Consider the following 17,660-nt stretch of genomic DNA (forward strand, 5'->3'; position numbering starts at 1 on the left):
GGGGGAGGTCGGACCCCGGCCCATGGCCGGGCCGGGGCCTGGTTGATCGCGGGGGCGGTACGAGCGGCGCGGTCAGTGGCCGCAGTCAGTGGTAGCGGTCAGTGGCCGCGGTAGACGGCGGGGCGCCGTTCGACGAAGGAGCGGACGCCTTCGCGCACGTCCTGGCCGCGCAGGCAGGCCAGCAGCCCTTCGGTCTCCAGGTCGAGCACCTGTTCCAGGTCCAGCTCCCAGACCTGCCGCATGGCCTGCTTGATCAGGCGTACCGGGGTGGGCGCCGCGGCGGCGACGCGTTCGGCCAGCTCCAGCGCCGTGTCGAGCAGGCCGGCGTCGGGGACCAGCCTGCTGACCAGCCCGGCGCGGTACGCCTCGGCGGCGCCGACGGTCTCGCCCGTCAGCAGCAGGTCCACCGCGCGGCCGTGGCCGACCAGGCGGGGCAGCGAGTACAGCACGCCGTTGCTCGGGAACAGGCCGCGGTGCACCTCCTTGAAGGCGAACGAGGCGGCGTGGCCGGCCAGCCGCAGGTCGCTGGCGATGGCCAGCTCCACGCCGACGCCGACCGCGATCCCGTTGACCGCCGAGATGATCACCTTGGGGTGGGTGGTGAAGCGGCGGGTGAGGTCCTGGAGCGCGGCGGTCCGTTCGACCAGGTCGGCGTCGGACCCGGCGGCGAGCTGCGCGCCGGCCTCCTTCAGGTCGGTCCCGGCCGAGAAGGCGCGGCCGGTGCCGGTGAGCACCAGCGCGCCCACCGCGTCGTCGCGGGCCGCCTCGTCCAGGACGGCGACCAGCTCGCCGTAGGTGCGCTGCCGGAAGGCGTTCAGCACCTCGGGCCGGTCGAAGGCGACCACCAGGGCCGAGCCGGCGCGGCGCACCCGCAGATCGGTGCTCATCGGTTTGCCTCCCGGGCGTCGTAGGCGCCGTCCCGTCCGGACGGCAGCAGGTGTTTGGCGATGCGTTCGGACGGCGTCATCGGGAACGCCTCGACGAACTCCACGAACCGCGGCGTCTTGAAGTCGGCCAGCCGCGCCCGGACGTAGTCGACCAGCTCGTGCGGCTCGACGGGCTCGGCGACCTGCACGAACGCCTTGACCTCCTCGCCGAACAGCTCGTCGGGCACCGGGATCACGGCGGCGGCGCGCACGGCCGGATGGCCGGTCAGCACGGCCTCCACCTCGGCGGCGGCGATGTTCTCACTGCCGCGCCGGATCATCTCCTTGAGCCGTCCGACCAGGTGGTAGTGGCCGCGGGCGTCCCGGCGGCCGAGGTCGCCCATGGGGTACCAGCCGTCGCGCAGCAGCGGCTCGTCCCGGTTCCAGTAGCCGGTCAGCATCGGCCGGCCGCGGACCATGATCTCGCCGACCTCGCCGTCCGCGGCGTCGGATCCGTCCGCTAAGACGATCTTGACCTCCTTGCCGGGGACGGGCCGGCCCATGGCGCCGGTGCCGACGCACGCGGTGTCCTCCGGCCGGACGGCCAGCACGACCCCGGCCTCGGTGCTGCCGTACGCCTCCCGCCAGGGCGCGCCCCAGCGCTCCTCGATCGCGGCGTGCAGGGCGGGCGCGATGCCCGAGCACAGGACGAGCCGGACGCGGTGGGCCCGGTCCCGTTCGGGGTCGGGCGGCTGCTTGAGCAGCAGCAGCGGCATCGTGCCGAGGACGTAGAAGAAGGTGGCGCCGTGCTCGCGCACCGAGGGCCAGAAGCCGGAGGCGGAGAAGCGCGGCAGGATGACCAGCGGGATGCCGGTCAGCAGGCACAGCACCGTGTTCCACTGCGGGTCCATGTAGTAGAACGGCTGGGCGGTGAGGTCCACGTCGTCCGGGGTGACGGCGGCGACGTCGGCCGCCAGCTCGGCCAGGTGGAGCCAGTAGCGGTGGGTGAGCATGCAGCCCTTGGGGAACCCGGTGGTGCCCGAGGTGTACTGGAGGTTGAGCAGGTCGTCCCAGCCGACGTCGGGCAGGTCGGGGGCGCCGGGCGCGGCGGCGCTCTCGGCCCCCGCGTCGAAGGCGCCCGGGGGGACGGGCTCGGGCGCGGGCCCGGCGTCGGCGGCGTCGAGCAGCCCGACCTCGCCCAGGCCCAGCGCCAGCAGCGCACCGGCCGCCGCGGCCGAGCCGGCCAGGGCCAGCACCGGCGCGGAGTCCTTGACGACGTGGGCCAGGTCGGCGCTGCGATACCCGGGGTTCAGCGGGACGATCACCGCGCCCAGCTTGGCGATCGCCAGCCAGGCGACCGGGAAACCGACGCCGTTGGCGAGCATCACCGCCACCCGGTCGCCGCGGCGGACGCCGTGCCCGGCCAGCACGCCCGCCAGCCGGTCGGTCCGCCGCTCCACCTGCGCGACGGTGGTCTCGACGCCGCCGAAGCGGAACAGCACCCGGTCGCCGTGCGCGGCGGCCCGGTCCCGGAGCAACCCGCCGAGGCCCCCGGCGATCCGCCCGGCCGCTCCCCCGCCGTACGACGGCGGCGCGGCCGTCACGCTCGCCGCCGGGTGGCCATGTCGAACATCGTCGTCAGCTCGGCGGCGCAGTCGGCCAGGTCGACGGCCTCCTCGTCGAAGACCCACTGGAGCATGACGCCGTCGATCGCGCCCTGGACGGTGGCGGCCAGCGTGCGCGGCGAGAAGTCGCGGAAGTCGCCGCTGTCCTGGCCGCGCCGCAGGATGCCCTCCAGGTGGTGGCGGCACGGGTCGTACATGTCGGCGTTGAACCGGCGCTTGGCCTCGGGCGATCCGAAGCTGCCCCAGATGTCCACCAGCGCGACGAAGTTGGCGCGGTTGGCCGCCATGAACTCGAAGCTCGCCTCGATGAAGGCGCGCAGCCGGTGCGGGGCGTCCGGCGCCCGGTCCACCCGAGCCTTGATGAACCGGTTGCTCTCGGTGAACAGAGCGTTGACGACCTGCTGGATCAGTTCGTCCCGGCCGGCGAAGTGGTAGGAGATCACGCCCCTGCTGACGCCGACGTCCTGGGCGATCCGGGCCAGCGACGCCTGGGGCAGCCCGGCGCTGGCGATGGTGGAGATGGCTCCCTCCACGATCTGCCGCCGCCGGGCCTCCTCGATGAACGAGGCCTTCTTCTGGCCGTCCTGATCGATTTTTGACCGCATGGCCAGGATTCAAGCCCGGCGGACGGCGTCCGGCAAGCCCCGCTCACCGACTGTGCGGTTTCCCCCACCCCTCACCCGGCCGTTCCCCGGGCCGTCTCCCGGGCCGGCCGGTCGCCGCGAGGTAGTGCAGCACCGCCAGCACCCGGCGGTTGCCGGCCGCCGACGCGGGCAGGCCGAGTTTGGCGAACACCGCGGTGACGTGCTTCTCCACCGCGCTCAGCGACAGGTACAGCTGGTCGGCGATGCCGGTGTTGGACCAGCCCTCGGCCATCAGGGCGAGCACCTCGCGCTCCCGGGGCAGCAGGGACTCGTCCCAGCCGGGGTCGGGCATGGCGGCACCTCCTCGGTGCGGGAAACCGCAAGATCCGGGCGAACCTCTTGTCTCACTCATACCATCTGGATTAAATCCTGGCCATGCGGTCAAAAAATCATCATCATGCCCAGAAAACCTGCGTGCTCGGCGCCGTCCTGGCCGGCGTGGTGCTCGGCGGCGGCCTCGCCGTCCCGGCCCACGCCCGGACGGCGCACGTCCCCGCCGCCGCGGCCCGCAGCGCCACGGACGCCACCGACGCCACCGACGAGCAGCTCCGCTGCCTGCTGGACGACGTCGTCAAGCCGCCCGTGCCCGGCGCGATCCTCACCGTGACCGGCCCCGGCCGGGCCTTCGACGGCGCGGCCGGCGTGTACGAGCTGGGCGGACGCGCCCTGCGCAGCTCCGACGCCTTCCGCACGGCCAGCGTCACCAAGACGATGACCGCGGCCGTCGCGCTCCGCCTCGCCGAACGCGGCGACCTGCGCCTGGACGCTCCCATCAGCGCATACCTGGACCGGAAGCTGGTCGCGCGCATCCCGTACGGGTCGCGGATCACCGTCCGGCAGCTCCTCGACCACACCGCCGGCCTGTACGACTACGTGGGCGACGAGAAGTGGTTCCAGTACGTGCTCGACCACCCGGACAAGACCTGGAAACCACTGGAGCTGGTGGACTGGGCGCTTCGGTCGGGCAAGCCCTACTTCGCTCCCGCCAAGGGCTACCACTACTCCGACACGGGCTACGTCCTGGCCGGGATGGTCATCGAGAGGGCCGGCCGCGAGCCGCTGCACCGGTTGTACCGGTCGTTGCTGCTGGAGCCGCTGAAGATGGACCGCACGTACCTGGAGTGGTGGGAGCCGCACCGCGGCCCGCGCGCCCACAACTACCTCGGCGAGCGCGACACCTACGACCACAACCCGACGTTCGACACCTTCGGCGGCGGCGGCCTGGTCTCCACCGGGGCCGACCTCAACCGGTTCATGCGCGGCCTGTTCGAGGGCAAGGTCTTCAAGAACCCGGCGACGCTGCGGACGATGTTGCGCAGCACCCCGCAGAGCGTCAAGGCCGGGTCGCCGTACGGGCTGGGCATCGCCCGGCTGACCGCGACGGGCGATGCCGCCTACGGGCACAGCGGCTTCTTCGGCGCGTTCCAGATCTACGTGCCGAAGCAGCGGCTCGCGATGACCGGCACCCTCACCCAGGCGGAGACGGTGTCCAAGAAGCAGAGCAGCGAGTTCATCGAGAACGCCCTGCGGGTGAGCCTCGGCAAGGCGCCCACCGGCCCCTGCGCGCGCCCGTAGCTCAGGCCACGCAGGAGTCGGCCAGCTTCCCCGACGACGCCATCGCCGTCCTGGTGGGCGTGCCCGACGGCCGGGCGGACGGCGTGCCCGACGGTGTGGCGGACGGCGTGCCCGCGGCGACGGTGGCGGGCGCGCGGTGCGAGCGGAGAATGGCCCTGCGGACGTCGGCCCGGATGCGCGGGAAGTCCGGGTAGGCCGGGTTGTAGCGCGGCGGGACGATCGACAACGTCCCCACTCGGGCGCCCTTGACCTTGTCGGCCAGCGGCACCAGGTCCTGCAGCAGCCCGCGCGGGATGTCGGTCCGGAACGTCTGCCGGGCCGCGCCGGCCAGCTGCTTGAACTTCAGCAGCACGTTGGCCGGGTCGAGCTGGTCGAGCATGGCGGAGATGACGCAGTGCTGGCGGCGCATCCGGGTGTGGTTGTCGCCTCCGGCGCAGCTGGAGCCGTCGTGGTCGCGGGCCCTGCCGTACCAGAGCGCGTCGTTGCCGTTCAGCCGGCGGGTGCCCGCCTTGATCACGCCGCCGTCGCTGCGGCCCACGCCGTAGCAGATGTCCTGCTCGACGTGGATGCGCACGCCGCCGAGCGCGTCGATCAGCCGGGCCACGCCCCACATGTTGACCAGCACGTAGTAGTCGATCTTGAGGCCGAGGATCTCGCCGACCGCGCCCTTGACGGCGTCCGGGGCCCGGGTGGGCGAGTTGCGGAACAGCGCGGGATGGGTGTCGGCGTAGGCCCAGACGCCGTTCAGCAGGTCCTCCGACTCCCGCCCGGCCCCGGCGATGTAGAAGCCCTTGGGCGGCGGGAACAGCTTCCCCATCACGCTCCCCCTGGGGAAGGGCGCGTTCTCCATCTCCCTGGGCAGCGCGAACAGCACGGTGTCGCCGGTCCTGACGTCGATGCTGGCGACGTTGACGCTGTCGGTGCGGATGCTCGTCCCGTTGCGGCCGCGCGCGCCGTCGCCGCCGAGCAGCAGGATGTTCACCCTCGTCCGGCCGGCCCACGGGTCGGCGTGGTTGATGGGCGTGGGCTCGGGCGCGTTGAACACGTCGGTCAGCGTGGCGTCGACCTCCGACACCGTCTGCGAGGCCACCACGAACGGCGACACGACGGCCGCGACGAGCAGCAGCGCCACGCCGTCCGACCAGACCAGCCGCCGCCGCGGCCGCAGCACGGTGTAGGAGGCGACCACCAGCAGCCCCCACGCGACGCCGACGCCGATGGCGCCACCGGTGATCGCCGAGGCCCAGGCGGCCTGGGTCGCCATGGCCCACCCGCCCGCCGAGGCCACGACGAGGGCCACCGCCACGCCCGCGGCCAGGAACAGCCCCAGCAGCGCCAGCCCGAGCAGGCGGTACCCCGCCCGCAGATGGGCCGCGCCCGGAATGACGATCGACAGCGCTGCCCAGCCGATGGCTGCCCCCGCGCCCCGTTTGGTGCCCATCCGCCCTCATGATCTCTATGTGGTACGTCCCCCGAGATCATAGGTTCGGGGCTGATTGCCCATGTACGCAACTTATCCAGCGGAATATGCGGAAGAAGGGCGTCAGTCCACGTACGCCCACAGGTCGTAGGTGGTGGAGCCCGGGTAGCTCTGCGGATAGTGCGTGCTGCACCACCAGGTCTGCCAGCGCCCGTTCTGCTGGCCCGACTGGCCGAAGGAGACGCAGATGTCGTACGGCAGGCCGGTGTAGACGACCTGGAGCGTGGACGTGGCGTCCGCCGGCGTGCTCATGGCCAGGACGGGCGCCAGGGTGGTGACCGCGGCAAGCGCCAGGGCGGTGATTGCGCGACGCATCGGCTCTCCCCTCATCAAGGGTCGGATTGCGTGAGAAGCGATCACCGTGAATTGCACGACAGGGCTCGTCCCCACCGCAAGATCGGCCCTCGCACGGCCCCGGCGACCAGCGCGAACGTCCCGCGGGCGATGAAAGGTTCATCCCGCCGCCCCTGACGGCGTCAGGACGGGGTCGTGCCGTGTCAGCACGGCGTCGGCGCGGTGTCAGCGCGGCCCGCGAAGGTGAACGCCATGAACACCTCGGCACTCACGACTATTCGGTGTTGCTAGGTACTGGTACCTCGTGGCACTATATAGCCAGTAGTCAGCACCACTAAGTAGTCGCGCCGACGGCGAGACCCCCCGGAAGAGAAGACAGGGCCAAGTGATGACGACACGACAAGCTCCGGCGATCCAGGTGCACGGCCTGGAGAAGTCGTACAAGGAACTGCACGTGCTGCGCGGCGTGGACTTCGAGGTGGCGCGGGGCAGCATCTTCGCCCTGCTCGGCTCGAACGGCGCGGGCAAGACCACGCTGGTGAAGATCCTGGCCACGCTGCTCAAGGCCGACGCCGGCACGGCCAGGGTCAACGGCCTCGACGTCGCCGGGCAGGCCGCCCAGGTGCGCGAGTCCATCAGCCTCACCGGCCAGTTCGCCGCCGTGGACGAGATCCTCAGCGGGCGGGAGAACCTCGTGCTGGTCGCCCGGCTGCGGCACCTGAAGAACCCCGGCAAGATCGCCGACGACCTGCTCGAACGGTTCTCGCTGACCGAGGCGGGCGGCCGGAAGGCGGCGACGTATTCGGGCGGCATGCGCCGCCGCCTCGACATCGCGATGAGCCTCATCGGCGACCCGCCGGTCATCTTCCTCGACGAGCCGACCACCGGCCTCGACCCCCAGGCGCGCATCGAGGTGTGGCAGGCCGTCAAGGAGCTCGCCGCCCAGGGCACCACCGTGCTGCTCACCACCCAGTACCTGGACGAGGCCGAGCAGCTCGCGGACCGGATCGCGATCCTGCACGAGGGCCGGATCATCGTCAACGGCACCCTCGCCGAGCTCAAGCAACTCCTCCCGCCCGCCAAGGTCGAGTACGTCGAGAAGCAGCCGACCCTGGAGGACGTCTTCCTCACCCTCGTCGGCACGAAAGCCTAAGGACCCCCACCATGAGCAAGCACTTCTTCGGTGACACCACCGTCCTGCTGGGACGGTCCCTGCGCCACATCTCCCGCAGCCCGGACACCATCGTCACGACCGCGATCATGCCGATCGCCATGATGCTGATGTTCGTCTACGTGTTCGGCGGCGCGATCAGGACGGGGTCGGACTCGTATGTGAACTACATGCTGCCCGGCATCCTGCTCATCACGGTCGCCTCCGGCATCGCCTACACCGCTTACCGGCTGTTCATGGACATGAAGGGCGGCATCTTCGAACGGTTCCAGTCCATGCCGACCGCGCGCTCGTCGGTGTTGTGGGCGCACGTGCTGACCTCGCTGGTCGCCAACCTCGTCTCGCTGGTGGTCGTGATGCTCGTCGCCCTGCTCATGGGCTTCCGCTCAAGCGCGGGCCTGTCGGCCTGGCTGTCGGTCGCGGGCATCCTGATCCTGTTCACCCTGGCGCTGACCTGGATCGCCGTCATCCCCGGCCTGTCGGCCAAGACCATGGAAGGCGCGAGCGCGTTCTCCTACCCGCTCATCTTCCTGCCGTTCCTCAGCTCGGCGTTCGTGCCCACCGACACCATGCCCACCGTGGTGCGCGTCTTCGCCGAGAACCAGCCGGTGACCTCCATCGTCAACGCCATCCGCGCCCTGTTCGCCGAGCAGCCCGTCGGCAACGACATCTGGATCGCCCTCGGCTGGTGCGTCGGCATCCTGGTCGTCGCCTACGTCTTCGCCATGAACACCTACCGCCGCAAGATCTCCTGAAAGGACGATCATGACCGAGTCCCTGCACACCGTCACGCCGATGCCCGCCGAGCGTCGTCCCGGCTGCCCGTTCGACCCGCCGAAGGAACTCGTCGAGGCCCGCGAGCACGGCCCCATCAGCCGCTTCCCCTTCGCCGACGGGCACCAGGGCTGGCTGGTCACCGGCTACGACCTGGCCCGCTCGATCCTGGCCGACCCCCGCTTCAGCTCCCGCAAGGAGCTCATGAGCCACCACCCGACCATCGACTACGGCGACATCGAGGTGCCCCCGGCCCCGCCCGGCGAGTTCCTGCTCATGGACGACCCGCAGCACAGCCGCTACCGCAAGCCGCTCGTCGGCAAGTTCACCGTCCGCCGGATGCGGCTGCTGACCGAGCGCGTCGAGCAGATCACCGCCGAACACCTGGACGCCATGGAACAGGCCGGCCCCACCGCCGACCTGGTGACCGCGTTCGCCAAGCCCATCCCCGCCATCGTCATCTGCGAGCTGCTGGGCGTGCCGTACGAGGACCGGGACCGCTTCCAGGAGAACATCGACAAGTTCCTCGGCGGCGAGGCCAGTGACGAGGAACTGATCGCCGCCTACCTCGCCACCCAGCAGTACCTGGCCGAACTCGTGGCCGCCAAGCGCGCCCACCCGACCGACGACGTGCTCAGCGACCTGCTCGACAGCGACCTGACCGACGAGGAGCTGCAGGGCATGGCCCTGATCCTGCTGTCGGCCGGGTTCGACACCACCGCCAACATGCTGGCCCTCGGCACCTTCGCCCTGCTGCAGAACCCGGACCAGCTCGCCGCGCTGCGCGCCGACCCCACGCTCGCCGACCAGGCCGTCGAGGAGCTGCTGCGCTACCTGTCCGTCGCCAAGCAGTTCTACCGGGTCGCCCTGGAGGACGTCGAGCTGGCCGGCCAGACCGTCAAGGCCGGCACGATGGTCCTGCTGTCGCTCAACACCGCCAACCGCGACCCCGAACGTTTCCCCGACCCCCACACCCTCGACCTGCGCCGGAAGGACGGCGGCCACCTGGCCTTCAGCCACGGCATCCACCAGTGCCTGGGCCAGCAGCTCGCCCGCGTCGAGATGCGCGTCGCCTTCCCCGCGCTGCTCAACCGCTTCCCCACCCTGCGCCTGGCCGTACCGGCCGACCAAGTCGCCCTGCGCCCGGAGCTCGCCGACATCTACGGCGTCAAGAGCCTCCCCGTCACCTGGGACGCCTGACCCCGCCCCGGTAGCGCCGCCCCCTGAGCTCCAGAGAGGAACCACCCATGGCAGACCTCCCGGCGGGTCCCGTGAAGCCCTCCTCACCAGCGCTGCGGGCCTCCGACGCGGACCGCGACCGCGTCACCGAACTGCTGCGGACGGCCGTCGCCGACGGCCGGCTCGACCTGGCCGAATTCGAGGAGCGGCTGGAGGTGGCGTTGTCCGCCCGCACCGTGAACGCGCTGGCCCCGCTCGTCACCGACCTGGTCGCGGGACCGGGCAGCCACGGTGCGCTCGCGCTGCCGCCGGCCGGGGCTCCGGCCGCCGAACTGCTCACCATCAAGGAGAAGCACGGCTCGGTGCGCCGCGACGGCCGCTGGACGTTACCGCACCGGCTGGCGGTGCGCACCGCGTGGAGCGACGTGCTGCTGGACCTGACCAGCGCGGTGCGCGGCGCGCCCGAGCTGATCATCGAGCTGCGGGTGAGCGGCGGCAGCGTGGAGCTGGTCCTCGCGCCGGGCATGGTGCTGGAGAACGACGAGCTCTCGGTACGGCACGGCACGCTGGCGATCGGCAGGGCCCCCGACGACGACACGCCGGAGGTGTTGCGGGTCCGCCTGACCGGCCGCATGCGGCACGGCCGGCTCGACGTCCGCCGGCAGGCCACACGGCGGTGACGCGGCGCGGCGCGTAGGGATTTCGTCAGGATTGCGGCGGTTCACGCCCCGGCGGGACAGGCTGGACAGATCATTCCCGCACGGACGAGAGCCACGTATGCCGATGAATCCATGGACACCTTCCGGCCCCCACGAGATCGAGATCGACCGGTCCCGGCTCAGGGAGCTGCGATCACGCCTGCCCGAGGCGGCCAGGCGGCTGGACGAGGTGGTGCCCAAGCTGGTGTCGCTGACCGTGGCCGAGTCGGCGTTCACGTCGTTCACCTACTCGCTGGCGCTGGCCTACAACGAGGTCGAGGCCCTCACGATGACCGAGGTGCGCCGCCGCCTCGACGACACCGCACGCGTCCAGGACGACCTGGACACCTCGGTCACCACCTGGCAGGACGCCGAGACCGCCGCCACCGTGAGGATGCGGTGAACGCCGCCGAGCTGGCCCGCGACGCCCTCATGGCGGGCGCGGGGGCGGCGGTGACGCTGTCCGCGCTCGGCGTGCCCGCCGCCTGGCCGTTCGTCGGCAGGATGTACGTCCACCAGTACGACCCGCAGGCGTTCTTCGACGGCGCGGACACCTGGCTGGCCGTGCACGACGACGTGGCGGCCACCCGGCTGAACGTCGAGGCGCTGGTCGGCGAGGTGGCCACGACGAGCTGGCGGAGCGAGGACGGCCGGGCCTTCGACCGCCGCATGGACGCCTACCTGGCCGGCCTGCGCTCGATCGAGATCCGCGCGGTCGTCGCCGCCCTCGTCCTCCGCACCGTCGGCGCCGTGCTCGTCGCGATGATCCTGTACCAGTTCCTGGTGGCGGCGGCCATGGCCGCGCTGGCGCTCTGGGTGCTGACCGCCGCGCTCACACCGCTCAGCCTGGTCACCGCCCGGACCGCGGCCACCCGCTGCCTGACCGGCCTGTACGAGAACTACCGGGCAGTGGAGTCGCTGCTCGACACGCTGCTGCACGGCTGCGCCGCCGCCCTGTCCGCGGCGGTGGCGGTGGACGCGGGCGCCAAGGCGGCCCGCGGCGACGGCGGCGGGCTGCGCGACCTCGCCGCCGCCACCTTCGCCCAGGGCCCGCTGCTGGTCTGGGGCACCGCGAACCGGATCGAACGGGACCTGACCGCGCACGGCCTCACCGGCCGCCGCCAGGGCGCCGGCGGGCCACTCCCCCAGGGCGTCCCGCAGGCGGCGGGCGCCAAGGCGCTCAACGACGTCACGAGCGGCAGCCAGACGATCACCGGCCGGTACGTGCCGGCGCAGGCCGCCGACGGCTCCTACTCGTTCCCCTGGGAGTAACCGCCATGGACTTCGAGCAGGCACTCGGCCTCGACCCCGAACGGCTCGCGGCCGACGCCGACCACCTTTTCAGCAGACTGAGCCGGCTCCCCGGCGAGACCGCCACGGCCCGGGCCGAATCCCCGGACGGCTGGGTGAGCGTCGAGTACAGCTGCGCGTCCGGCGTCCAGGACCTGCGCCTGGACCCGCGGGCGATGCGCATGGAGTCGGCGCGCCTGGCCGAGACCGTCCTCGGCCTGATCCACCAGGCCAGGCGGCAGGCCGAGGCCGAGGAGCGCGCCAGGCTGGAGGAGTTCCTGGGCGCGGGCGAGGCGCTCCTGACCGGCCGCGGGCTCGTCGCCGCCCGGCTGCGCGACTCGACCGGCGCCCTGCTGGCGAACCTGGAGCAGGCCGAGGCGACGATCGACCGGGTACGCGGCCTGCTGCGCCCCTGACCCGAAGGCTCTACTCTGTGGTACTGTATAGCAGTACTCGGTACCACCGAGTACTTCGGAAGGCGGCGGAAGAAGAGCCACCATGGACAATCTGACGGAGATGCTGAAGGGCACGCTTGAGGGCTGCGTGCTCCAGATCATCGGCAGCGAGGAGACCTACGGGTACGCCATCACGCGCCGACTGAACGACCTGGGCTTCGCCGACGTCGTCGAGGGGACGGTTTACACCATCCTGCTGCGACTGGAGAAGAACGGGCTCGTCCAGGTGACGAAACGACCGTCCGAGCAGGGGCCGCCGCGCAAGTTCTACGCGCTCAACGACGCGGGACGCGCGGAACTGGCGACTTTCTGGGCGAAATGGGCGTACATCACATCCCGGATCGACAAGCTCAAGGAGGGCGGGAAATGAGCTTCTGGGAGACCATCACAGGCAGCGATCTCACCAGGGACTACAAAGCGTTCGAAGCCCGGGCCGCGGCACTGCCGGCCGACCACCGGGCGGCCTGGGAACAGATCAAAGGTCATCTCTTTCTCTACGGGGACTTCACCGGCCGGAACCTGATGCCGATCTTCGACGGCGTTCTGGGGCTGCTGGAGGAGACGGCGGCCGACGGGCAGGACATCCACGAGGTGCTGGGCGACGACATCCCGGGGTTCTGCGCGGCCCTGGCCGGCGAGGCCGGGGGCCGCAACTTCCGCGACCGGTGGCGCGAGCAGCTGAACAGGAACGTCGCGAAGAAGCTGGGCCGGCTGGGAGGCTGACGTGGGCATCCAGGACATCATCGAGGGCAAGAAGCAGTGGCGGGCGCACCTGGCGCGGGTCAAGGCGCTGCCGCCCGACTACCAGATCGTCTACAAGGAGATGCAGCGGTACTTCTTCAAGGTCGGGCCGGTGGGGCTGACCGACGGGTCCCTGCTGCCGGGCATCGTCGACTTCTTCGAGGAGGGCGTCGCGGCCGGCAAGGGAGTCCTCGAACTCATCGGCGAGGACGTCGCCGCCTTCGCCGACGGCCTGATCAAGGACTCCCGCACCTACGCCGACCTCTACCAGGAGTCCGTCAGCGAGAAGACCGGCACCAAGGGGAAACCTCACCGGTTGTAGAGCCTGCGGGCCCACAGGTACCCGCCCAGCGCGATGACCGCGCTCCAGAGTGCCGCCGCCGCGAGGCTGGGCCCCGCCGGCCGCCCGGCCAGCAGCGCGCGCAGGGTTTCGATGACGGGCGTGAACGGCTGGTGTTCGGCGAACCAGCGCAACGGGCCCGGCATCGACTCCGGCGGCACCACGCCGCTGCCCAGGAACGGCAGCAGCATCAGCGGCATCGGCAGGTTGCTGGCCGTGGCCACGTTCTTGGTGACCATGCCGAGCGCCGCCGACAGCCAGGTGACGGCGAAGGTGAACATGGCCAGCACGCCCACCACCCCGAGCCAGTCCAGCGCCGAGGCGGCGGGGCGGAAGCCGATCAGCAGGGCCGTCAGCGTCACGGCGGCGATCGCGGTGAAGTTCTGCACGAGCGCGCCGAGCACGTGCCCGGTCAGGACCGAGACGCGGGCGATGGCCATGGTCTTGAAGCGGGCGACGATGCCCTCGGTCATGTCCATCGCCACCGCGATCGCGGTCCCCTGCGCGGCGCTGGCGATCGTCATGATCAGGATGCCGGGAGTGATGTAGGCGACGTAGGCGGCGCGGTCGCCGCCGATCCCGGCGCCCATGATGCCGCCGAGGACGTAGACGAACAGCAGCAGGAACACCACCGGGACGCCCGCGTAGGTGAGGATCAGCGTGGGGTAACGCCACATGTGCCTGATCTGGCGGCGCAACATCGTCGCCGAGTCGGTGATCGCTCTCATCGTGCGGACTCCTCGGTCAGGGCCAGGAAGACGTCGTCCAGGCCGGGCGTGTGCATCGACAGTTCGGCGACGTCGACGGCGTGCGCGTCGAGCAGTTCCAGGAGCTCGCGTAACGCGCCGACGCCGGTGTCGGGGATCTGCACCGTCAGGGACTCCTCGTCGTGCGAGCTCGCCCCCACCAGCGAGACCGCCCTGCGGTAGCCGTCGAGGTCGGTGAAGCGCACGACGACATGGCCGCCGGGGACCATGCGCTTGAGCTCTTCGGGGGTGCCCTCGGCCACCAGCCGGCCCTGGCTGAGCAGCGCGATGCGGTCGGCGAGCTCGTCGGCCTCCTCCAGGTACTGGGTGGTCAGGAAGATGGTCACGCCGTCCTGCCGGACGAGGTCCCGGACGATCTGCCACATCGTGCGGCGGCTGCGCGGGTCCAGGCCCGTGGTGGGTTCGTCGAGGAAGATGAGCCTGGGCGTGCCGACCATGGTCATGGCGAGGTCGAGCCGGCGGCGCATGCCGCCCGAGTAGGCGGCCGCGGGCTTGCCCGCGGCGCCGGTGAGGTCGAAGCGCTCCAGCAGTTCGGCGGCTCGGCGGCGGCCCTCGGCGCGGCCGAGGTGGAGCAGGTCGGCCATGAGCCGCAGGTTCTCCTCGCCGGTGAGGAAGCCGTCGACCGCGGAGAACTGGCCGGTGACGCCGATCGCGGCCCGCACCTTGTCGGGCTCCCTGGACAGGTCGTGCCCGGCGACCCGGAGCTCGCCGGCGTCGGCCTTGATCAGGGTGGACAGGATCTGCACCGTGGTGGTCTTGCCCGCGCCGTTGGGGCCGAGCAGCGAGAAGACGGTGCCCTGGGGGATGGACAGGTCGATGCCGTCCAGGACGCGGTGGGCGCCGTAGGACTTGCGCAGCCCCGTCACCGAGACGAAGGCTCGCGACTCGTCGCGATAGTACGTGTTCATCACAACTGAAAGCTACGTTGCTTTGAGAAATTGTGTCAATCAATGGCACCACATATCCCCAGCTCAGAAGCGATAAATTGATACTCTGACGCTGAAGCTGAATGCAATGAAACGTTGCATTGTGTGCGGCCGAACGCAATAGTGAGGTCGTGGCAGAAGGAAGATTGACCCTGCACGACCGTCGGCGCATCGCGACCGGTCTCGCCGAAGGCCGCTCCTATGCCGAGATCGCCAGGCGGCTCGACCGGCCGACCTCGACGATCAGCCGCGAGGTCGGCCGCAACGGCGGCCCCGGCGACTACCGTCCAGAGCGGGCGCACCAGGCGACGGCACGGCGGGCGCGGCGCGGCGCCCCGGCGCGTCCGGCCGAGCCCCGGGACCGCCAGGTCTTCGAGGCGGAAGAGGGAGCCGTCGAGATGGCGGTCGCGATGGGCCTGCCGAAGATGGTGGCGCGCGTGCTCATCGGCCTGTGGCTGAGCGAGGACGGCCGGCTCACCGCGGCCGAGCTGGCGCGCGGGCTGAAGGTGAGCCCCGCCTCGATCTCCACGGCGGTGGGCTACCTGACCCAGCAGGGCCTGATCAGGCGCGAACGCGATCCGCAACGACGACGCGACGTCTACGTGGTCGACGACGACGCCTGGTACCACTCGACGATGATCAGCGCCCGGCAGACGCTCGCGGCGGCGGAGGTCGCCAAGGCGGCGGGGCAGACGCTCGGGCTCGACACGCCCGCGGGCCGGCGCCTGGCCAGGGGCGGCGCGTTCCTGGAGCGGATCAGCCTGGACGCCCTGGCGTCGGCCGAACGCTGGCGCGACCTCCTGCCGTGACCGGAACGCGGCCCGGACCGCGCGCGACCCTCCCGAACCCGGACCGAGCCGCGTAGGGAGGCCGTCAAGATTCGGGCTGCGGCCGTATGGAAACCGTCAAGAACGGCAAAACACCCCATTTTCCGGCGTTTGCTGGATCTGCGGCCGCCCGTCGAGGGGCGGCGGCGATCTCATCATCGAACTGAGGAGTGGGGATGGCCGACGTCATCTTCGTCGCCCTGACGATCGCGATCTTCGTGGTCTTCGGGCTGGTCGTGCGGGCGGTGGAGCGGCTGTGAGCGCTGTCAACGCCACCGGTCTCGTCGTGGTCGCCGGTCTGGTGATCTTCATGATCGCGGCCCTGCTGTTCCCGGAGCGGTTCTGATGAGTACGACCCTGGCCGGAATGATCTTCATCGTCTCCCTGATCGCGGCGCTGGCCCTGGTGCACAAGCCGTTCGGCGACTACATGCACCGTGTCTACTCCACGACGAGGCACAACGTCGTCGAGCGCGGCATCTACCGCCTGCTGGGAGTGCGGGCCGACACCGAGCAGAGCTGGCCGGTCTACGCCCGCAGCGTGCTGGCCTTCTCGGTGATCTCGGTCCTGGTCGTGTACGGCCTCCAGCGCCTGCAGGACAAGCTGCCGCTGAGCCTCGGCATGGAGCCGGTCACCGGCCACATCGCCTGGAACACCGCGATCAGCTTCGTCACCAACACCAACTGGCAGGCGTACTCCGGCGAGTCCACGATGGGCCACCTGACCCAGATGGCCGCCCTGGCCGTGCAGAACTTCGTCTCGGCGGCCGTCGGCATGGCGGTCGCGGTGGCCCTGGTCCGCGGGTTCGCCCGCCGCAGGTCCGGCACGATCGGCAACTTCTGGGTGGACCTGGTCCGCGGCACCCTGCGCATCCTGCTGCCGATCGCCTTCGTCGGCGCGCTGGTGCTGGTGGCGGGCGGCCTGGTGCAGAACTTCTCCGGCGTGCACGAGGTGACCACGCTGACCGGCGGCACGCAGGGCGTCACCGGCGGCCCGGTCGCCTCCCAGGAGGTCATCAAGGAACTGGGCACCAACGGCGGCGGCTTCTACAACGCCAACTCGGCCCACCCGTTCGAGAACGCCACGAGCTGGACGAACTGGTTCGAGATCTTCCTGATCCTGGTGATCCCGTTCTCGCTCACCCGCACCTTCGGCCGGCTGGTCGGCCAGGTCCGGCAGGGGTACGCGATCCTCGCGGTGATGGGCGTGCTGGCCCTGGCGAGCGTCCTGCTCACCAACGTCTTCGAGCTGTCCGGGAACGCCACCGTGCCGCAGGCGGCCGGCGCGGCGCTGGAGGGCAAGGAGCTGCGCTTCGGCGTCTCGAACTCGGCGACCTTCGCCGCCTCGACCACCCTCACGAGCACCGGGGCGGTGAACTCCTTCCACGACTCCTACACGCCGTTCGGCGGCATGATGACGATGGTCAACATGATGCTCGGCGAGGTCGCGCCCGGCGGCGTCGGCTCGGGCCTGTACGGCATGCTGATCCTCGCCGTGATCACGGTGTTCGTGGCGGGCCTGATGGTCGGCCGCACCCCCGAGTACCTGGGCAAGCGCATCGGCGCCCGGGAGATCAAGCTCGCCTCCCTGTACTTCCTGGTCACCCCCGCCCTGGTGCTGGTCGGCACCGCGTTCGCGATGGGCTCGGCGGAGCGGCGCGCGAGCATGCTGAACGGCGGCCCGCACGGCCTGTCGGAGGTCCTGTACGCCTTCACCAGCGCCTCCAACAACAACGGCTCGGCCTTCGCCGGCCTCACCGTCAACACCCCCTGGTACGACGTGGCGCTCGGCCTGTGCATGGCCTTCGGCCGGTTCCTGCCGATCATCCTGGTGCTGGCGCTGGCCGGTTCGCTGGCGGCGCAGTCGCCCGTCCCCGAGGGCGCCGGCACGCTGCCCACGCACCGGCCGCAGTTCGTCGGCCTGGTCGTCGGCGTGACGGTGATCCTCGTCGCCCTCACCTTCCTCCCGGCACTCGCGCTCGGCCCGATCGCAGAAGGACTGTCCTGAC

General features: G+C 71.0%; 22 protein-coding genes. 14 read left to right on the top strand and 8 right to left on the bottom strand.

The window, feature by feature from the left end; translation table 11 throughout:
- Window positions 1-98: 98 nt before the first annotated feature.
- The 4 genes from ACIBK9_RS28030 to ACIBK9_RS28045 are packed head-to-tail and all read right to left on the bottom strand — an operon-like array spanning window position 99 to window position 3,427.
- Entirely contained in the window at window positions 99-887 is a 789-nt protein-coding gene (locus ACIBK9_RS28030; RefSeq protein WP_397161920.1) for an enoyl-CoA hydratase/isomerase family protein, read from the bottom strand.
- Window positions 884-2,470 (bottom strand): AMP-binding protein, encoded by a 1,587-nt coding sequence (locus ACIBK9_RS28035; protein ID WP_397161921.1) that lies wholly within the window; start codon window positions 2,468-2,470, stop codon window positions 884-886. The genes ACIBK9_RS28030 and ACIBK9_RS28035 overlap by 4 nt, the downstream gene beginning before the upstream one ends.
- Window positions 2,467-3,096, bottom strand: coding sequence for a TetR/AcrR family transcriptional regulator (locus tag ACIBK9_RS28040; RefSeq protein ID WP_387678471.1), 630 nt, complete (start codon window positions 3,094-3,096; stop codon window positions 2,467-2,469). The genes ACIBK9_RS28035 and ACIBK9_RS28040 overlap by 4 nt, the downstream gene beginning before the upstream one ends.
- 43 nt (window positions 3,097-3,139) lie before the next feature.
- Window positions 3,140-3,427, bottom strand: coding sequence for a response regulator transcription factor (locus ACIBK9_RS28045; protein WP_387678468.1), 288 nt, complete (start codon window positions 3,425-3,427; stop codon window positions 3,140-3,142).
- A gap of 122 nt (window positions 3,428-3,549) precedes the next feature.
- Between ACIBK9_RS28045 and ACIBK9_RS28050 the strand changes: the two genes are divergently transcribed.
- Window positions 3,550-4,710 (top strand): serine hydrolase domain-containing protein, encoded by a 1,161-nt coding sequence (locus tag ACIBK9_RS28050; protein ID WP_397161922.1) that lies wholly within the window; start codon window positions 3,550-3,552, stop codon window positions 4,708-4,710.
- Window position 4,711: 1 nt separating this feature from the next.
- On the opposite strand, the gene ACIBK9_RS28055 is transcribed toward ACIBK9_RS28050, so the two are convergent.
- Together ACIBK9_RS28055 and ACIBK9_RS28060 are read right to left on the bottom strand one after the other, a co-directional pair.
- Window positions 4,712-6,151 (bottom strand): LCP family protein, encoded by a 1,440-nt coding sequence (locus tag ACIBK9_RS28055; protein ID WP_397161923.1) that lies wholly within the window; start codon window positions 6,149-6,151, stop codon window positions 4,712-4,714.
- A gap of 102 nt (window positions 6,152-6,253) precedes the next feature.
- Window positions 6,254-6,505 carry a hypothetical protein gene (locus tag ACIBK9_RS28060; RefSeq protein ID WP_397161924.1) on the bottom strand — a complete coding sequence of 84 codons (252 nt, stop codon included), beginning with the start codon at window positions 6,503-6,505 and terminating at the stop codon, window positions 6,254-6,256.
- A gap of 367 nt (window positions 6,506-6,872) precedes the next feature.
- Here ACIBK9_RS28060 and ACIBK9_RS28065 point away from each other — a divergent pair, with 367 nt between their 5' ends.
- From ACIBK9_RS28065 to ACIBK9_RS28110, 10 genes are all read left to right on the top strand, one after another.
- Entirely contained in the window at window positions 6,873-7,637 is a 765-nt protein-coding gene (locus tag ACIBK9_RS28065) for an ATP-binding cassette domain-containing protein (protein WP_358301232.1), read from the top strand.
- An 11-nt stretch (window positions 7,638-7,648) separates the two neighbouring features.
- The gene (locus tag ACIBK9_RS28070; RefSeq protein ID WP_397161925.1) at window positions 7,649-8,410 is read left to right on the top strand and encodes an ABC transporter permease; all 762 of its coding nucleotides are present in this window, start codon (window positions 7,649-7,651) and stop codon (window positions 8,408-8,410) included.
- 10 nt (window positions 8,411-8,420) lie between these two features.
- Window positions 8,421-9,629, top strand: coding sequence for a cytochrome P450 (locus tag ACIBK9_RS28075; protein WP_397161926.1), 1,209 nt, complete (start codon window positions 8,421-8,423; stop codon window positions 9,627-9,629).
- 47 nt (window positions 9,630-9,676) lie between these two features.
- Complete coding sequence (locus tag ACIBK9_RS28080; protein ID WP_397161927.1) at window positions 9,677-10,288, top strand: DUF1707 domain-containing protein; 612 nt, start codon at window positions 9,677-9,679, stop codon at window positions 10,286-10,288.
- Between the two features lie 103 nt (window positions 10,289-10,391).
- The gene (locus ACIBK9_RS28085; RefSeq protein ID WP_397161928.1) at window positions 10,392-10,709 is read left to right on the top strand and encodes a hypothetical protein; all 318 of its coding nucleotides are present in this window, start codon (window positions 10,392-10,394) and stop codon (window positions 10,707-10,709) included.
- Entirely contained in the window at window positions 10,706-11,578 is an 873-nt protein-coding gene (locus tag ACIBK9_RS28090; protein ID WP_397161929.1) for a hypothetical protein, read from the top strand. Before ACIBK9_RS28085 ends, ACIBK9_RS28090 begins: the two co-directional genes overlap by 4 nt.
- A gap of 5 nt (window positions 11,579-11,583) precedes the next feature.
- A complete protein-coding gene (locus ACIBK9_RS28095; protein ID WP_397161930.1) occupies window positions 11,584-12,012 on the top strand; it encodes a YbaB/EbfC family nucleoid-associated protein in 429 nt (142 codons plus the stop codon).
- An 82-nt stretch (window positions 12,013-12,094) separates the two neighbouring features.
- A complete protein-coding gene (locus ACIBK9_RS28100) occupies window positions 12,095-12,421 on the top strand; it encodes a PadR family transcriptional regulator (RefSeq protein WP_387678443.1) in 327 nt (108 codons plus the stop codon).
- Window positions 12,418-12,774, top strand: coding sequence for a DUF1048 domain-containing protein (locus ACIBK9_RS28105; protein ID WP_397161931.1), 357 nt, complete (start codon window positions 12,418-12,420; stop codon window positions 12,772-12,774). The genes ACIBK9_RS28100 and ACIBK9_RS28105 overlap by 4 nt, the downstream gene beginning before the upstream one ends.
- A gap of 1 nt (window position 12,775) precedes the next feature.
- On the top strand, window positions 12,776-13,114 hold the full coding sequence (locus tag ACIBK9_RS28110; protein ID WP_358301253.1) for a DUF1048 domain-containing protein: 339 nt from the start codon (window positions 12,776-12,778) through the stop codon (window positions 13,112-13,114).
- On the opposite strand, the gene ACIBK9_RS28115 is transcribed toward ACIBK9_RS28110, so the two are convergent.
- Window positions 13,102-13,860 carry an ABC transporter permease gene (locus tag ACIBK9_RS28115; RefSeq protein ID WP_358301255.1) on the bottom strand — a complete coding sequence of 253 codons (759 nt, stop codon included), beginning with the start codon at window positions 13,858-13,860 and terminating at the stop codon, window positions 13,102-13,104. The genes ACIBK9_RS28110 and ACIBK9_RS28115 overlap by 13 nt on opposite strands.
- Window positions 13,857-14,807 (bottom strand): ATP-binding cassette domain-containing protein, encoded by a 951-nt coding sequence (locus ACIBK9_RS28120; protein WP_397161932.1) that lies wholly within the window; start codon window positions 14,805-14,807, stop codon window positions 13,857-13,859. Before ACIBK9_RS28120 ends, ACIBK9_RS28115 begins: the two co-directional genes overlap by 4 nt.
- 149 nt (window positions 14,808-14,956) lie before the next feature.
- On the opposite strand from ACIBK9_RS28120, the gene ACIBK9_RS28125 reads away from it, so the two are divergent.
- From ACIBK9_RS28125 to kdpA, 3 genes are all read left to right on the top strand, one after another.
- On the top strand, window positions 14,957-15,634 hold the full coding sequence (locus tag ACIBK9_RS28125) for a helix-turn-helix domain-containing protein (protein WP_387678429.1): 678 nt from the start codon (window positions 14,957-14,959) through the stop codon (window positions 15,632-15,634).
- 274 nt (window positions 15,635-15,908) lie between these two features.
- Window positions 15,909-15,998: a K(+)-transporting ATPase subunit F gene (kdpF, locus tag ACIBK9_RS28130; RefSeq protein WP_397161933.1), complete on the top strand. Its 90-nt coding sequence runs from the start codon at window positions 15,909-15,911 to the stop codon at window positions 15,996-15,998.
- On the top strand, window positions 15,998-17,659 hold the full coding sequence (gene kdpA, locus ACIBK9_RS28135; protein WP_397161934.1) for a potassium-transporting ATPase subunit KdpA: 1,662 nt from the start codon (window positions 15,998-16,000) through the stop codon (window positions 17,657-17,659). The genes kdpF and kdpA overlap by 1 nt, the downstream gene beginning before the upstream one ends.
- The last annotated feature ends 1 nt before the right edge of the window (window position 17,660 follow it).

Origin of the sequence: Nonomuraea sp. NPDC050227, assembly GCF_044459705.1 — a bacterium.
Classification (GTDB): domain Bacteria; phylum Actinomycetota; class Actinomycetes; order Streptosporangiales; family Streptosporangiaceae; genus Nonomuraea.

Bases quoted from the DNA above. Each gene is read 5' to 3' on its own strand.
- ACIBK9_RS28075 (WP_397161926.1), top strand. From the start codon at position 8,421: ATGACCGAGTCCCTGCACACCGTCACGCCGATGCCCGCCGAGCGTCGT.
- ACIBK9_RS28030 (WP_397161920.1), bottom strand. From the start codon at position 887: ATGAGCACCGATCTGCGGGTGCGCCGCGCCGGCTCGGCCCTGGTGGTC.
- kdpA (WP_397161934.1), top strand. From the start codon at position 15,998: ATGAGTACGACCCTGGCCGGAATGATCTTCATCGTCTCCCTGATCGCG.
- ACIBK9_RS28065 (WP_358301232.1), top strand. From the start codon at position 6,873: ATGACGACACGACAAGCTCCGGCGATCCAGGTGCACGGCCTGGAGAAG.
- ACIBK9_RS28045 (WP_387678468.1), bottom strand. From the start codon at position 3,427: ATGCCCGACCCCGGCTGGGACGAGTCCCTGCTGCCCCGGGAGCGCGAG.
- ACIBK9_RS28080 (WP_397161927.1), top strand. From the start codon at position 9,677: ATGGCAGACCTCCCGGCGGGTCCCGTGAAGCCCTCCTCACCAGCGCTG.
- ACIBK9_RS28085 (WP_397161928.1), top strand. From the start codon at position 10,392: ATGAATCCATGGACACCTTCCGGCCCCCACGAGATCGAGATCGACCGG.
- ACIBK9_RS28105 (WP_397161931.1), top strand. From the start codon at position 12,418: ATGAGCTTCTGGGAGACCATCACAGGCAGCGATCTCACCAGGGACTAC.
- ACIBK9_RS28055 (WP_397161923.1), bottom strand. From the start codon at position 6,151: ATGGGCACCAAACGGGGCGCGGGGGCAGCCATCGGCTGGGCAGCGCTG.
- ACIBK9_RS28070 (WP_397161925.1), top strand. From the start codon at position 7,649: ATGAGCAAGCACTTCTTCGGTGACACCACCGTCCTGCTGGGACGGTCC.
- ACIBK9_RS28040 (WP_387678471.1), bottom strand. From the start codon at position 3,096: ATGCGGTCAAAAATCGATCAGGACGGCCAGAAGAAGGCCTCGTTCATC.
- ACIBK9_RS28120 (WP_397161932.1), bottom strand. From the start codon at position 14,807: ATGAACACGTACTATCGCGACGAGTCGCGAGCCTTCGTCTCGGTGACG.
- ACIBK9_RS28095 (WP_397161930.1), top strand. From the start codon at position 11,584: ATGGACTTCGAGCAGGCACTCGGCCTCGACCCCGAACGGCTCGCGGCC.
- ACIBK9_RS28100 (WP_387678443.1), top strand. From the start codon at position 12,095: ATGGACAATCTGACGGAGATGCTGAAGGGCACGCTTGAGGGCTGCGTG.
- ACIBK9_RS28115 (WP_358301255.1), bottom strand. From the start codon at position 13,860: ATGAGAGCGATCACCGACTCGGCGACGATGTTGCGCCGCCAGATCAGG.
- ACIBK9_RS28060 (WP_397161924.1), bottom strand. From the start codon at position 6,505: ATGCGTCGCGCAATCACCGCCCTGGCGCTTGCCGCGGTCACCACCCTG.